General features: G+C 69.7%; 13 protein-coding genes. 8 read left to right on the top strand and 5 right to left on the bottom strand.

Annotated features, from left to right (window positions below):
- The first annotated feature begins 252 nt into the window (after positions 1–252).
- Positions 253–1,542, top strand: coding sequence for a flagellar motor switch protein FliG (fliG, locus tag MVA48_RS03480; RefSeq protein WP_256461116.1), 1,290 nt, complete (start codon positions 253–255; stop codon positions 1,540–1,542).
- A gap of 45 nt (positions 1,543–1,587) precedes the next feature.
- Entirely contained in the window at positions 1,588–2,295 is a 708-nt protein-coding gene (locus MVA48_RS03475) for a TetR/AcrR family transcriptional regulator (RefSeq protein ID WP_246985866.1), read from the top strand.
- A 323-nt stretch (positions 2,296–2,618) separates the two neighbouring features.
- Here the strand turns inward: MVA48_RS03475 and MVA48_RS03470 are convergent, their stop codons facing one another.
- The gene (locus MVA48_RS03470) at positions 2,619–3,671 is read right to left on the bottom strand and encodes a GGDEF domain-containing protein (protein ID WP_246985864.1); all 1,053 of its coding nucleotides are present in this window, start codon (positions 3,669–3,671) and stop codon (positions 2,619–2,621) included.
- Between the two features lie 77 nt (positions 3,672–3,748).
- On the opposite strand from MVA48_RS03470, the gene MVA48_RS03465 reads away from it, so the two are divergent.
- Together MVA48_RS03465 and MVA48_RS23945 are read left to right on the top strand one after the other, a co-directional pair.
- Positions 3,749–3,949: a hypothetical protein gene (locus tag MVA48_RS03465; RefSeq protein WP_246985862.1), complete on the top strand. Its 201-nt coding sequence runs from the start codon at positions 3,749–3,751 to the stop codon at positions 3,947–3,949.
- 1,982 nt (positions 3,950–5,931) lie between these two features.
- On the top strand, positions 5,932–6,171 hold the full coding sequence (locus MVA48_RS23945) for a GDCCVxC domain-containing (seleno)protein (RefSeq protein WP_441300205.1): 240 nt from the start codon (positions 5,932–5,934) through the stop codon (positions 6,169–6,171).
- Positions 6,172–6,179: 8 nt separating this feature from the next.
- Here MVA48_RS23945 and MVA48_RS03460 read toward each other — a convergent pair whose 3' ends face one another.
- Positions 6,180–6,341 carry a hypothetical protein gene (locus MVA48_RS03460; RefSeq protein ID WP_246985860.1) on the bottom strand — a complete coding sequence of 54 codons (162 nt, stop codon included), beginning with the start codon at positions 6,339–6,341 and terminating at the stop codon, positions 6,180–6,182.
- A 265-nt stretch (positions 6,342–6,606) separates the two neighbouring features.
- Positions 6,607–7,221 carry a hypothetical protein gene (locus MVA48_RS03455; RefSeq protein WP_246985858.1) on the bottom strand — a complete coding sequence of 205 codons (615 nt, stop codon included), beginning with the start codon at positions 7,219–7,221 and terminating at the stop codon, positions 6,607–6,609.
- Between the two features lie 381 nt (positions 7,222–7,602).
- Here MVA48_RS03455 and MVA48_RS03450 point away from each other — a divergent pair, with 381 nt between their 5' ends.
- Positions 7,603–7,941: a hypothetical protein gene (locus MVA48_RS03450; protein WP_246985856.1), complete on the top strand. Its 339-nt coding sequence runs from the start codon at positions 7,603–7,605 to the stop codon at positions 7,939–7,941.
- Between the two features lie 617 nt (positions 7,942–8,558).
- Here MVA48_RS03450 and MVA48_RS03445 read toward each other — a convergent pair.
- Positions 8,559–9,965, bottom strand: coding sequence for an SIR2 family protein (locus MVA48_RS03445; RefSeq protein ID WP_246985854.1), 1,407 nt, complete (start codon positions 9,963–9,965; stop codon positions 8,559–8,561).
- Between the two features lie 148 nt (positions 9,966–10,113).
- Positions 10,114–10,320, bottom strand: coding sequence for a hypothetical protein (locus MVA48_RS03440; protein ID WP_246985852.1), 207 nt, complete (start codon positions 10,318–10,320; stop codon positions 10,114–10,116).
- Positions 10,321–10,541: 221 nt separating this feature from the next.
- Between MVA48_RS03440 and MVA48_RS03435 the strand changes: the two genes are divergently transcribed.
- The 3 genes from MVA48_RS03435 (at position 10,542) to MVA48_RS03425 (ending at position 13,525) form a co-directional block, all read left to right on the top strand.
- The gene (locus MVA48_RS03435) at positions 10,542–11,903 is read left to right on the top strand and encodes a Mu transposase domain-containing protein (protein ID WP_246985850.1); all 1,362 of its coding nucleotides are present in this window, start codon (positions 10,542–10,544) and stop codon (positions 11,901–11,903) included.
- Entirely contained in the window at positions 11,900–12,727 is an 828-nt protein-coding gene (gene istB / locus MVA48_RS03430) for an IS21-like element helper ATPase IstB (RefSeq protein WP_246985848.1), read from the top strand. The genes MVA48_RS03435 and istB overlap by 4 nt, the downstream gene beginning before the upstream one ends.
- A gap of 132 nt (positions 12,728–12,859) precedes the next feature.
- Positions 12,860–13,525, top strand: coding sequence for a hypothetical protein (locus tag MVA48_RS03425; RefSeq protein ID WP_246985846.1), 666 nt, complete (start codon positions 12,860–12,862; stop codon positions 13,523–13,525).
- Positions 13,526–13,532 lie beyond the last annotated feature (7 nt).

Below are 13,532 nucleotides of genomic sequence, written 5' to 3'. Positions count from 1 at the left end.
TCGTGTATACGCGTAGCGTGCCTACCGTGTTCGGGTTCAACCTGCAGCCCACGGCGGCCTTCGCCCACACCCCGCAACCTGTGGAGATCTGGCACGACCGCTCATGGCTCCCAGGAGAGCTTCTCGGCTGGCGCCTCCAGGACGACGGCACATGCCTCCCCCTGGTCCGCTTCACCGGGCTGGGCGGAGAGGAGATCGCCTGGGCCCACCTCGCCGACCTGCGGCTGCCGCCGGGCGGGACCGGGCATACAGATGCGAACGCTGGCCCAGCGCGACCGGGGCGCCACCGTCGCGGTGGGGCAGGCCGACACCGGGCAGGCGACGACGCTCCCACCGCCGCGCGCTATCGGTCGAACGAGCCCCCCACCACACGACTCCCGCTGGCCATCCGACCGGATCCACCCCCCGGAACACCCAACCCGGAGCAAGCAGACCGGGGCCCCGACGGTGAGCGGACTGGCGGCCCTCCTTCCCAGCGGTACGGCCGCCCGGCCCGCGCGGAACCCTGGTGAGACGGAGGTTACCGCGGACTCCGCGTCTGACCGACCGCTGCCTGGCCTGCGGAAGGCCGCGGTCTTCCTCGCCCAGATGAGCAAGGACGAGGCCGGCCTGCTGATGGGCAAGCTCCGCCCCCGGGAGATCGAGGCGGTCACCCGCGAACTGGTTCGCCTGGGGTCGGTCGAGGCGGAGGACGTCGACGACGTCATGACCGAATTCCACGGCCTGATGACCGCACAGCGCTACGTCGGCCACGGCGGCGTCGAGATGGCACGCGAGATGCTGGCGGCCGGCTTCGGGGAGGACAAGGCAGACGACCTGTTGGCCCGCGTGAACGCCGCCTACAGAGAGCTACCCTTCTCCTCGCTGCGTAACGCCGACGTCCGACAGCTGGTCACCTTCCTGAAGGACGAGCACCCGCAGGTCATCGCGCTCGTGCTCGCCCACCTCACCGCCGCACAGTCGGCTGAGGTGCTGTCCGGATTCGCGCCCGAGCAGCAGGCCGAGGTGGCGCACCGGATCGCGACCATGGATCGCACCTCGCCGGAGATGGTGCGCCTGGTCGAGGAGGAACTCGCCCGGCGAATGGGCTCGATCCTGGCCCACCAGGACATGACGACGGTCGGCGGCGTGGAGGCCCTGGTCGAGATCATCAACCACTCCCCGCGGCCCACCGAACGCTCCATCCTCGAGTGGCTGGACACCGCCGACGCTGACCTGGCCGAACGCGTGCGGTCACAGATGTTCGTGTTCGAGGACATCGTGATCCTCGACGACCGCTCCCTGCAGCAGGTGCTGCGGGAGGTGGAGGCCAACGACTTGGCCACTGCCCTCAAGGGCGTCCGCGCCGACGTCCACGACAAGGTCACCCGCAACCTCTCCGAGCGTGCCGCGGAGAACCTGGCCGAAGAGATCGATCTGCTGGGTCCGGTGCGAATGAGCACCGTCGAGGAGGCCCAGGCCAGGATCGTCGCCACCATCCGAGCCCTGGAGGAGCGCGGTGAGTTGACCATCAACCGCAGCGACGAGGACCTCATCAGCTGACCCCGGGGGCACCCTTCCCCGCGCACAACTCTCGCAGGAGCGCCCGTGACAACAACCGATTCCCTCACATCCGCGATCGCGTTCGAGTCGCCCCGCGCAGAGCGCAAAGCCCAGCGGCGAGAGGAAATCCGCAACGTCGCCCAACAGCTGTTCGACCATCGCGGGTTCGACGCAGTCACGATCGCCGAGATCGCAGAAGCGGCCGGCATCTCGGTCCAGACGGTGTTCAACCACTTCACCGCGAAAGAGGAGCTATTCTTCGACGGGCGCACGCCCTGGGTCGACGGTCCTGCGCTCGCGGTGCAGTCGCGGCCCTGGCACGTCTCCCCCCACAGCGCCCTGCGCGACCACCTCGTCGAGGGTGTCTGGGAGACGGTCCACCGGGAGGCGACCCCGGAAGGCCGCCGCTACATCGCGGCGATCCAATCCTCGCCTGCGCTGAGGGCGTACGAACGCGAGCTGGTCCACCAATCCCAACGCTTGCTGTCCTCCGCCCTGGCTGTTGCCTGGACGGAGAATCCTCCGGCGTCCACCGCGTCCCTGCCGGACGACCCCGTGTTGTCCGCCGTCCTGGCGGCGGCCACCTTGCTGGCACCACTGCACGAGGTCGTCGTCGCTCAGCGCGCGCTCGACGACCCCCCGCAGGCATTGGCCTCTCGAGCTGCCGTGATCGCCGACCACCTGCTTCATCGCCTCTCGAGCGTCTTCGGTTTCCTTGCTTGTCCGCTTCCGAGCAGGGCCGGCGACGACTGACCGAGGGCCTGCGGCGACGCGACCCTGGCCACAGTTCGTCCTCCGTGGCAGACCCGTCAACCGGGCGCGTCGTCCGCCTCCGGGCATCGAGCCCCCGTCGAGCGCGGTTCGGCTCCCGGGCCGGCCTGCGGGGATCACGGAGGTGGGCGGCGATGTCCACGTCGGCGATGCGGCAGCCTCCGCGGCAGTCGAACTCCGCCGGAGTGTTCCCCGCCATCCCAGGCGCCGGGGCCTATGCAGTAGGTGCAGGCGACCCAGCTGACACGTTCGCTGATCGGGCGCCCCGTCGATGCGGGACTGTCGGCCCCGGGAGCGCCGAGGGGTTACACCGTCTCGGTTGCCGCGAGCGCGACGGGCTCAAGGCCCTCGAAGAGTTCCGCCCGGTCTCGGCCGTTCCGCTTGGCCCGGTACATCGCGGCATCGGCCTGGCGAAGCAGCTTCTCCGGGTCAGCGCAGCAGTCTTCGGTGACGGCGACACCGGCGCTCACCGTCAGCCTCAGCGTGTGGTCCGGCAGTCGCAGCGGAGTGGTGAACCCTTCCACGATGCGCTGGCCGATGGCGGAAGCGTGGGCGGCGTCGACGACCTCCTCGCACAGCACCGCGATCTCGTCCCCACCGAGCCGGGCCACCGTGTCCTCCGGTCGCAGGGCGTCGGCGACCCGGGCGGAAATGGCCTGCAGCACCTGGTCGCCGACGTGATGTCCGAACCGGTCGTTGATCTCCTTGAACCGATCGATGTCCAGGAACATGACGGCCAGCGGACCGGGATGGCGCTCCAGCCTGGCGAGCGCGTGGCCAAGGCGCTCGAAGAACAGCGTCCGGTTGGCCAACCCGGTCAGCGGGTCGTGCAGCACCTCCCGCCGCAGGCGCTCTGCCTCCTTGGCAGCGGTGACGTCGTGGCTCACCGACAGGCCGCCGACGACCTTCCCGGCCTCGTCGAGCAGGGGCGAGTAGGAGACCGTGAACCAGCCGGTCACCCCGGTCTCCGGTACGTCGAAGTAGCGCTCCGGAGTGGTGACCTGCCGCCCCTCCAGCGCGTCCCGCAAGAACTGGTCCTCGCCGGAATCCAGGAGGGAAGGAAACACGTCGAAGGCCACCCGGCCCAGGACCGCGGATGCGGGTACACCGGTGCGCTTCTCCATCGCCGGGTTCCACACCGTGTACCGGAACTGCTCGTCGAAGGCGACGATGCAGTCCGAGGCACTGTGCACCAGCCGCCGGGAGAACTGCTGCTCGCGGTCGAGGGCCTGCAGCGCCTCCCGCTCGGTCTCGGCGAGCCGGATGCGGTCCCATGCCAGGTCGAGCAGGCCTGCCAGGACGCGCACCCGCTGCAGTTCGTCCTGCCCGAAGAAGGGCGTGTACCGGCCAACCCACACCGAGAGGTGGCCGGCGCGCAGAGGAAAGTCGACCCGGCTTTCCTCCCTGGCGCATCCTGATGGGACGTGCGGCGCATATGCGGCCGACCCCCGCCCCCGCCCACGTCCCCATGGGCAGCGACCACCACGCCGTCACCGTCCAGCAGTGCCGCACCGCGACCACCCACCACCCGGACCAGCGGGGGCAGCAGCCCGGCGGCGAGGTCGTCCAGCCCGGTCCCGGCCACCAGGCTCTGCACGGCCTGGTCGAGGTCCGCCTCGTCGGCCTGCCGCCATGACGCCCGCAGGGACCGGGGTGGCGTCACGCCCGCGGCGAACATCAGAGTGCTGGCCAGGGCGAATCCCTGTGCCAACAGGTCGGGTGCTTCGCCGGAGACAGTCCGCGTGGCACCCGCCGTCAGGACGGCCGCGCTCAGCCCGACCGAAGCCGCGGCCAGCAGGCGCATCCGCTGCCCGACCACGCGCGGCTGTCCCCGCCCGGCCGCCCACAGGGCTCCCGCGACGTGGATGGACAGAACCGTCCACACGATCAGCGCAGCGGCGACGAACCACGATGTCCACGCCGGGGCGGCCTCGTCCGCTCTCCCCAGCGGCGGCAGGAGGAGAGTGACCGCGACGAGCAGCAGCGAGAGCGCGGCCGCGGAGCGCCGCCCCAGCGTCGAGTGGCCGCCGAAGGCGGCCGCGAACCGGTGCAAGCAGTAGGGAAAGAGCAGGAGCACGGCGACCCGGACCTTGGCCGCCCACTCACCGGCCGAGCCCCCGACGTCGGCCAGCAAGGGGCCGGTCGTGGTGACCAGCGCGAGCAACGCGAAACTCGCCGCCGCCCACCTCGCCGGTGCGTCCCGCCGCCGCCGCCACACCACCAGGGACGTGACCGCCAGTCCCAGGAAGAGCACGGTCGTGACCGCCCGTAGCAGACCGACCCACGCCTCCACGCCACTCCCCCGTCGTCAGTGCGCGGCGTGGCCGCCCCACCGGCCGGATGCCGGGGCGGTTGCCGTGGCCGCTGGACCAGTCTGCTCGCGGAAACGCGTCTGACTACAGAAAGTAGAGGCAGGCATACCGTCCGCTGTCAAGGCCAGGGTTAGCTAATGGCGGAAACCCGGGACGCGGCATCTTCCGCTCCTGCAGCGGCCGGCTGCGGTAACCGTGGTCCCGAACGGCGACCGCCGTGAGGCCTTCGCAGAGGATCCTGGCTGGTGCATCGAGGATTGCCCACTGCTCGTGGACGATGTGCGATCAGAACGGCTCCGGCACGCCACCAGGCTCACCGCCTGGATCGTCCGGGCTCGGCTCGATCGGCGCAGGCGACCTTGCTGATATCGGTGCGGGCGGCGTGCTCCGGCGCGGGAGTTGAGCCACCGACAGCCCGCACGGATGCCCGATGCTCCGCGGCGCTGCCACACCGGCCCTGGAGGGAGACCCGTGGTGGCCGCTGCTGTGACGGTGCCGGGCCGGCGCCCCGCCGATGAAGTGACCCCAGCGGGCGGGACACCTCCGAGACTTGGCAGCAGCCAGGGAGGAAGCCCCGGTTGGGGAGAGTCAGCAAGTACCCGGAAGGGTTCCGCAGGCAGGCGGCATCGCTCCTGCTAGACGACGGTGGCGGCGTGCACGACGTCGCCCGAGAATTCGACGACGCTCCGGACCCGGGTCGTTGCGATGCGGGCCGAACGGGCAGGGCCGGGTGGCCCGGTCAGCACCGATGAGCGCGCCGAGCCGACCTGGATGCGGCGACGGGTGGCCGAGCTGGAACTCGAGGAAGAATCGTGAAAAGGGCCGCGGTCTTCTTCACCAAGGAGACGGGGCGGTGAGCCCAGGCGACAGGTTCGCCTTCATCGCCGCGGGGAAAGTCACCTACGGCGTGCGCCGTCTCTGCCGCGTGCTCCATGTCAGCAACATGTCGCCGATGGCCATCAGCGGGCGACTCGCTTGCGGGCCCAGTCGTGCCCGCGGTCGCGGATCTCGGCGGTCAGCCGGCGGGCGCCGTACGGTGCGCCGGCGGTCGGTCCAGGCGGTGTGCAGCTCGCCGATGGCGTACGCCTCGACCAGGTCCGGCGCCGGCGCTTGAGCGGCGCCCTGCCGGGTCGTCTTCGTCCCGCGGCGATGGTGTACCCCTCGAGGTGCCTGATTGGGGTCACTTCAGAGTCAGCGGGCAGCGACCGCCTGATAGACGACGCCCTCGTCGGCCACGTCGGCAGGGTTGCACCGGGCAGCCCGCGGCGCTCGCATCTCCGGGCGCTAGCGTTCCTGGGCCGGGATCGTGGCATCGGCTCTGCCTACCCTGGGCGGCGTGCAGAGCTCGACGTCGGTCATCACCTGCCCGCTGTGCGGCACGGAGACTGCGGAGTCGATGCCCGTGGACGTCTGTCAGTACTTCTACCGCTGCACCGGGTGCGCTGAGCTGCTCGCGCCGCGTTCGGGCGACTGTTGCGTGTTCTGTTCCTACGGCGACAGCCCGTGCCCACCGAGGCAACTCACGCCCTTTGAGCCGGGGCGCTAGCGATCCTGTCACTCGACGGCCTTGGCCAGCTCCGACATCGCGACGGTGCAGCCGGACGGGGCAGCCCACTCGGCCGCCTCCTCGCCGATCGCTGCCGCGCCCTGCTCCATGACAGGCTTCCAGTCGACGGCCGCGCTCGCCGCGCAGGACGGGCACCGCTCCCAGCTCACTCGCTCTGCTCACGGTTCTTCAGAGTGCGCGAGTGGCCGCCCGCTTGGCAGCACTGGTCCTTGACCTTGTCACGACAGTGCAGGGCGACCGCCAAGGGCGGGTCGCTATTCCAGCGGGACGGTGGCCGTCGTCGGCGTGGTCACCCGCCGCCCGGCCACATCATCTCGCCCGCGGGGTCCGGTGCCGGTCGGCCGCAGCGCCGCCGACCGGCCCGACTCGGCTACATCCCGGGCCGGGCCGCTGAGTGCCGCTGCCATGCCTCGATCACCAGCCATCGGCGGCGTGGTTCTGTCGCAGCGCGTGGGCGAGCACCTCATGCAGGTTGCGCGCGAACTCCTGCGTCATGACGAGGTCCAGCTCCTCGAGTTCCGCGCCGCCCCGCCGGCGCACGTCGGCCACGAGATGCAGCATGTGCGTTGGGTCGGTTGAGACCTCGTCGGACCGTCGCCGCGTGACGTTCGGCCGCTGGGTGACGACGAGCCACTCGTGGCTCGGCGACAGGTCGTCGGGATGCATCAGCAGAAGATGGTCCTGCGTGAGCTGCCGCCGTTCCCCGGACTCGAGAGCACACAGATGTTGCTGGCACACCGGCACCTGGATCGGCCGGCGCCAAGCCGACTCCGTCCAGACGGTGACCGCCGGCTCCGTGCAGCGCAGGACGTGACAGGTCGCCGACGCTAGCCCGCCATCCTGCATCTCCGTGCTCACATCGACGTCGGGCCCCCAGACGCACACTCCCTGCCAGGAAGCGCCGTCCTGCCGCTCCAGCCGGATGCCGCCGCGTTGCAGCAGCTGGGCTCGGGCTTCCCCGAAGGCCTCGAGCAGCTTGCTTGCGTTCCGGCGAGCCACGTCATCGTGGTCGGCCTCGAAGTCGTCCACGATCGTCCCGCGGCCGGCGGACAGTCGGTAGTTCGGCATGGAGCTTTCCCCGTCGCCCGCTCCCGGGCAGAGCTGGTCGATCCGGTGAGGAATGCGACCGAGAGCAGGCACTGAAGTGTCGGCTGCGGCAGGTACAACCGAGGGAAGGCGGCGCCGTCTCCACTGCCCTTGGAGGCGGCGCCGTCTCCTTGCGCGAAGTTAGGGCGTACCGGCGCGTAGATCGCGACAGCCGCCTGCAGTGTGACGGATTTCACAGACCAAAGACCCTGGTGCGCGCCGTCCTCGTAGGCCTCCGCGTCAAGGTTGGCTCCCGGCCCGCCGATTACGTAAAGAGCCGGCCAGTTATTAGGGAGTCAGAGTCATGCAACAGCGGGGGCAACGGTGATCGTGCAGGGCAGGCAGCTTCCAGCCGACGACGGGCGGATCTTCGCGGAGGTCCAAGAGGTTCTCGATCGGCGCGGCCAGCTCACGGAGCCCCCGGTCACGCTCGCCGTCTCCGACGCCGTCGCCCTGGGCATCGCCGGCCTGTTCGCCAGCCCCACGCCCTCCGGCCAGGTGCTCCGTCGCTTCTACACCAGGGGTGCGGTTGACCATGAGGAACTGATCGAGGCGGCGCGGACCGAGCAGGGGTACGCCTCACCCGAGGCGCACGCTGCGCTGCACTGCCTCATCGGATGGGTTCGCAGCCGGCTGCACACTCAATCGGCCACAGCTCGCTAGCCCCATAGGAGGCGCTTCTGGAGTGGCTGCTCAGACCTCGGAGCCGCTTCTCGGCCTTCGCTCTTCCGTCAGCTGGGTGAAGGCGGGCATCACCTCTTGCGCCCATGCAACGCCAGCCGGAGCCGCCCGGCCCTCCTCGTCCGCACGACTTGACGGTCCCGGGCCGTGGAGGCCGCACTGCCAGGCCGTCATGATCGCGTTCGCACGGGTTCGTCGCCGTTCCGTATGCCGCTTGACGTGCCGGTTTGAAGGACGGCGGACCTCCGCGCACGCCCGCGAACGACGCCCACTGCAACCACAATTGCCACCACGCAACTCGTGCGCGCCCGGTTGGCGCCGGGCCAGTGCATGATGACTGTGCAAGCGGCGGATCAGCCAGCCGCGCTCTGCTTCGACCTTCCCCCACCCGCTCGGACGGCGACAGAGGGCTTGCTGGGACGGGAGTCCGGAGTAACCGCAGCATCCTGCCAGGTTGCAGAACGACGCTCGCGAACGTGGAACGTACCGGACTTGACCTCACGGACGACGTACTTCTTAGAGGACTTCACGTAGCGCTCTCCCTGGTCCAGTCCGAACTCACAGCCTAGTCGCCGTCTGGGTCGTGGGCCTGGCTCGTGTCATGCGCGAGCCGCCAATCGAGTCGCCCAGTCGTCGGCTAGACCGCGCAAAGCGTCAGTCCACGCGTCGACGTCTCCTGTGAAGTCCTGCACGGAGGCCGAGGACAGTACGCCGACGGGGGTTGTAGGGCCGCCCGGCAACGTAGCTCGAACACCGATGGCTGCAACAGAACGCCAGCGGCGAGTCTCAGTCAGGGGGTCGCTACCCGCCCGAATGCGCACGTTCACGACCTCAGCGTCTTGGCAAAAGGCCTGGGCAGCAAGCCAGGGGCTGTCGTGACGCGCTTCGATGCGACGGAGACGGTCGGAGGCCACGTATTGCCGGTCCGGGCTACTCCATCTCACGAGTCTGCCGCTGCCATCGGCAAGCCACAGGGTCAGATTCGCGTCGTCCCCCACGGTTGGCGCCAGGGTGTCTAGGTCCGCCGCGAGCGTGGCGCTGTCCTCCTCCTGCAAGGTTGTGAACTCCCGTTCGTGCACTGTCCACAGGCGCCCGATGCGCTCGCTGGGCGAGAGGTAGTCCGGGTTGCCGGCGTGACTCAGTTCCCTCAAGAGCTGAGCAATGTCTGCGTAGTCGTCTACCAGCAGGGCAGTGACACCGATTTGCGCCCACTGCGCCTCGAGAGCAGGTTTCACCAACTCGAACTGGGCAGGATCGAGCCTTAGCGTCTGACGGGGCACCAGCACGTACACCGGGTGATGAAGCGCGATCGCACCTAGCCACGTCCGTACATCCATGTCGTTGTAGCTTGTGGATACGAGCAATAGTGGCCCTTGCTGCAAGCGAAGATTCAGTTCCACGCGCTGCCAGGCGTCGACGTTTCCGACCAGGCCCGTGTAGTCGCTTAGAGTGAAGACGAGGGCATTGCCGCCCTCGGGATCAGCCCGCGGCAAGAAGCCGTGCAAGTGGTGGATTGTGATGGCACCAGGTGCCTCCCGAGGTGACGCGCTAGAGCGCGAGTAGTAGCTGAGGCCTCGGCTACCAACCGCTTCTTCAAGAAGGTCGTCAACGTTGAGGGTCAGTAGTTCGAACTTGTTTGGGCTCTCGGCGACAAGATCGGCCACGGTGTCATGGAGGGCGGCAGACGTGAACTCAGCAGCTGCCTCGTCGGGATCCGCCGTTCCGTAGAGAGCTCTGTAAAGCAGGCGTGACCGTTCAGGGTCGCTTCGCTTGGCCAGTGCAGCCTCCGCAGCGAGAAGAGGGTCCTGGCGGGCTAGCAGGCCAGCTGCGGCCTCCGGCGTGTCGACAGCTCCCGAGGCCACCAGCAGGCGCTCGACCATCGGGCCCCAAAGAGGCAAGTCTGCGGCTGCGGATGCCCCAGCACCCAACAACAGCGACACATGCGGAGCTGCTTGCAGAGATTTCAACGTGTCAGCGAGGTCGCCAGTCACGGACAGGGTGCTCACGAAGCGCCCACTCCTCTTCTCGAAGTCTTCAACATCCTTCGTCCGTGTCGCCAGCGATCAACCGCTGAGCGATTCGTGAGCCTGGGCGGCCAGCCACGGAGGGCTGCGGACGCTACATCCTGGTCGGCTCATGGCGGCCGCCTCGGCTCTATCTACTGCGCCGGCTGTACGGCGACTGGTTGGTGGGCTTCAGACTCGTGCCCTGTTTTGCAGCCTGGTTGCGAACCGCTGCCGCAGTGCGGCCGAGCTTCAGCCCGATTACCCGCGTCGGCGTATTGCCAGCGGCCAGTTGCCGCAACTGGGTCTTGGCGGCCGGGGTCCAGGCCTTGCCGGTGTTCCTGGTCGACTTGGTCATGTGTCTGCCCTCCAGTGGTCGGAACTCCTCCGCCTACGGTGTTACCAGGCGGTACTGACAGAACGGGCGCCGAGCTCTTCGTTCATGACGGCGCTCAGCTGAAAGTCCCCAGACCTGCTCACTGAAAGTCCCCACCCGTGGAGCTCCGCCGAGACGGCGGGGGCTCCTCCGAGGATGGCGGTCTCTGACCACCGCACCACCTCGAAGGAGCCCTGCCTCTCATGCTCACACGGGAGGACGACATCGACGTGCACGCGCTACGTCGCCAGGGCTGGACGATCTCGGCGATCGCCCGGCACCTGGGTCGCGACCGCAAGACCATCCGCGCCTACCTGTACGGCCGCCAGGCCGGCAGCCGCGCCCCGGCCGGCCCGGACGAGTTCGGCCCGTTCGTCGACTACTGCCGCGCCCGGCTGACCGAGGACCCGCACCTGTGGGCGATGACCTTGTTCGACGAGGTCACCGGCCTGGGCTACGACCGGGCGTACTCCACCTTCACCCGCCAGTTGCGGGCCCGGGAGCTGCGCCCGGCCTGTGAGCCGTGCGCGCCGACGAAGGGCCGCCCGGCGGCGGTGATCGACCACCCGGCCGGGGAGGAGACCCAGTGGGACTGGGTCGAGCTTCCCGATCCGCCCGCCTCCTGGGCCGCCGCGGGCTACACCGGCAAGGCGTTCCTGCTGGTCGGGGCGCTGGCGCACTCCGGCCGCTGGCGTGGCGTGCTCTGCTCGAGCATGGAGCAGCCGGTCCTGATCGACGCCCTGCACCGTGTCTCGGTGGCCCTGGGCGGGCTGACCCGCAGCTGGCGGTTCGACCGGATGGCGACGGTCTGCCATCCCGCCTCCGGGAGGGTGAGCGCGTCGTTCGCCGCGGTCGCCAAGCACTACGGGGTCACCGTGGCTATCTGCCCGCCGCGGCGCGGCAACCGCAAGGGCGTGGTGGAGAAGGCCAACCACACCGCCGCCCAGCGCTGGTGGCGCACCCTGGGCGAGGACACCACGCCCGAGCAGGCGCAGGCCGGACTCGACGAGTTCTGCGCGACCCGCGGCGACGCCCGGCTCCGCACCCTCGGCGGCCGGCGGGGCACCGTCTCCAGCTTCCTCGCCGACGAGCGGCTCACGCCGCTGCCGGCGCCGTTCCCCGCCGCGCTCACCGTGGAGCGGAAGGTCTCCGCGCAGGCGCTGGTCGCCTTCCGCGGCAACTTCTACTCCGTCCCGTCGGAGCTGACCGGCACGACGGTGACCGTGGCCCACCGCCTCGGCGCCACCAGCATCGACATCAGCACCGGTCAGACCACCGGCCGGCTGCCGACGGTGGTGGCCCGCCACCGGCTGGCCGGCGACGGGGCCGGAGCGATGATCCGCGACTCGGTCCACGTGACCGCTCTGGAGACCGCCGCGCTGGCCGCGTTCACCACCGTCGCCCCGCACCGGAGCAAGCAGCGCATCCCACCCGGCCCCGCGGCCCAAGCGGCTGCCGACCACCTCCGCGAGAAGACCACGGGAACTCCTGCAGAGCCCGGCCGGGTCGTGATCGACCTGGCCGCCTACGACCGCGCCGCCCGAGGAAGGAACACCCTCCGATGACCACCCCACCGATCGAACCACGCACGAACCAGCAGGCCAGCGTCTACCAGCAACTCCGCGGTCACCTGGCCACCCTGAAGCTGCACGCCGCCGCCGAAGCACTCCCCGGCGTGCTCGACGCCGCTCGCGCCGAAGGCCTCAGTCTCACCGCCGCACTGGAACGTCTGCTGGCCCTGGAGGTCTCCGACACCGAGGCCCGCCGGCTGGCCGGCCGGCTCCGGTTCGCCTCGCTGCCCTCCCCGGCCAGCCTGGACGACTTCGACTACGACGCCGCCCCCGGAGTCGACCGGGCGCTCATCGCCGAGCTGGCGACCTGCCGCTACCTGGAGTCCGCGACGAACGTGCTGCTCATCGGCCCACCCGGAGTCGGTAAGACCCATCTGGCGGTCGGTCTTGCGCGGGCCTCCGCCCAAGCCGGCTACCGCACCTACTTCACCACCGCCGCCGACCTCGCAGCCCGCTGCCACCGCGCCGCCATCGAGGGCCGGTGGGCCACCACCATGCGGTTCTTCGCCGGACCCACCCTGCTGGTCATCGACGAACTGGGCTACCTCCCACTACCGGCCGAGGCCGCCTCCGCGCTGTTCCAGGTCGTCTCCCAGCGCTACGGCAAGACCTCGATCGTGCTGACAACCAACCGCGGAGTCGCCTCCTGGGGCGAGGTCCTCGGCGACACCACCGTCGCCGCCGCCATGCTCGACCGTCTCCTGCACCGCTCCGTCGTGCTCAACCTCGACGGCGACAGCTACCGGCTGCGCGACCACCACGCCCGCACCGACACTCTCCGCCGCGCCGCCACCGGCACCCGGCGACCGCTAACCTGACCACGCACCCGGGTGGGGACTTTCGATGAGCACCCCTGGGGAGATTCGGCGAGCGCCATCATTCATCGCTGCCACTGGCGTGGACCGCTCAGTAGGAGCACGGTCAGTACGCGGACAGGGACAATGTCGGCGATGCCCGAGCCAGACAAGCCTCCACCGAGCGTTCCGGACATCTTCGGCCGCGCCCTAGTGGCGGCGAGCCCCAAGTTCGCCGGCAGCCTGGCGATTCTGTATGACGGCTTTCGCGCCCGCCGGTCGGCGCGCGTTTCACAGGTCAGCGACGAGGTGACCGCCGTCATGGCCCCCGAGCCGCTCAGTCGCCGACTCGAGGCGCAGCCTGCTCTCGACGCCGCCTTCGCTGCCGCGCTGGAGGCAGCGGGACGGACCGGCTTGGAGGCCAAGCGGCGCCTTCTGGGCCGCGTGATTGCGCAAGCCGTCCTGGACGATGCCCGCGTCGACGAAGCCACCCTTCTCGTCGGTGTCTTGTCACAGATCGACGCGCCGCACGTGCGGTGCCTCGAAGCCATCCATCGGGCCGAGGAAGAGGCCGAGGCGGCTGGGGAAGTCGCCCCCAGAGCCCAGTACACCGAGCGCGAGACTGTTCCCCGTATCGCTGAGGTAGGCAGGGCACATCCCGACCCGGTACTTGCCGCCCTCGCTTCCGTCGGCCTGATCGAGACGAGCAACACCTGGGGAGAAACGGCGATCCTCAAGGGCCTAACCCCCTTCGGTCAGGCGCTCCTTCGAGATCTACGGGCTGCTAGCGACCCCTCGGCCGGCGACAACGCCTCACGGTAGCCGCGGG

Origin of the sequence: Blastococcus sp. PRF04-17, from assembly GCF_023016265.1 — a bacterium.
GTDB lineage: Bacteria > Actinomycetota > Actinomycetes > Mycobacteriales > Geodermatophilaceae > Blastococcus_B.
The sequence above is the reverse complement of the archived record's forward strand: the minus strand, read 5'-3'. Positions and strand labels throughout refer to the sequence as shown.

Bases quoted from the DNA above. Each gene is read 5' to 3' on its own strand.
- fliG (WP_256461116.1), top strand. From the start codon at position 253: ATGCGAACGCTGGCCCAGCGCGACCGGGGCGCCACCGTCGCGGTGGGG.
- MVA48_RS03465 (WP_246985862.1), top strand. From the start codon at position 3,749: ATGCGGCCGACCCCCGCCCCCGCCCACGTCCCCATGGGCAGCGACCAC.
- MVA48_RS03440 (WP_246985852.1), bottom strand. From the start codon at position 10,320: ATGACCAAGTCGACCAGGAACACCGGCAAGGCCTGGACCCCGGCCGCC.
- MVA48_RS03435 (WP_246985850.1), top strand. From the start codon at position 10,542: ATGCTCACACGGGAGGACGACATCGACGTGCACGCGCTACGTCGCCAG.
- istB (WP_246985848.1), top strand. From the start codon at position 11,900: ATGACCACCCCACCGATCGAACCACGCACGAACCAGCAGGCCAGCGTC.
- MVA48_RS03425 (WP_246985846.1), top strand. From the start codon at position 12,860: ATGCCCGAGCCAGACAAGCCTCCACCGAGCGTTCCGGACATCTTCGGC.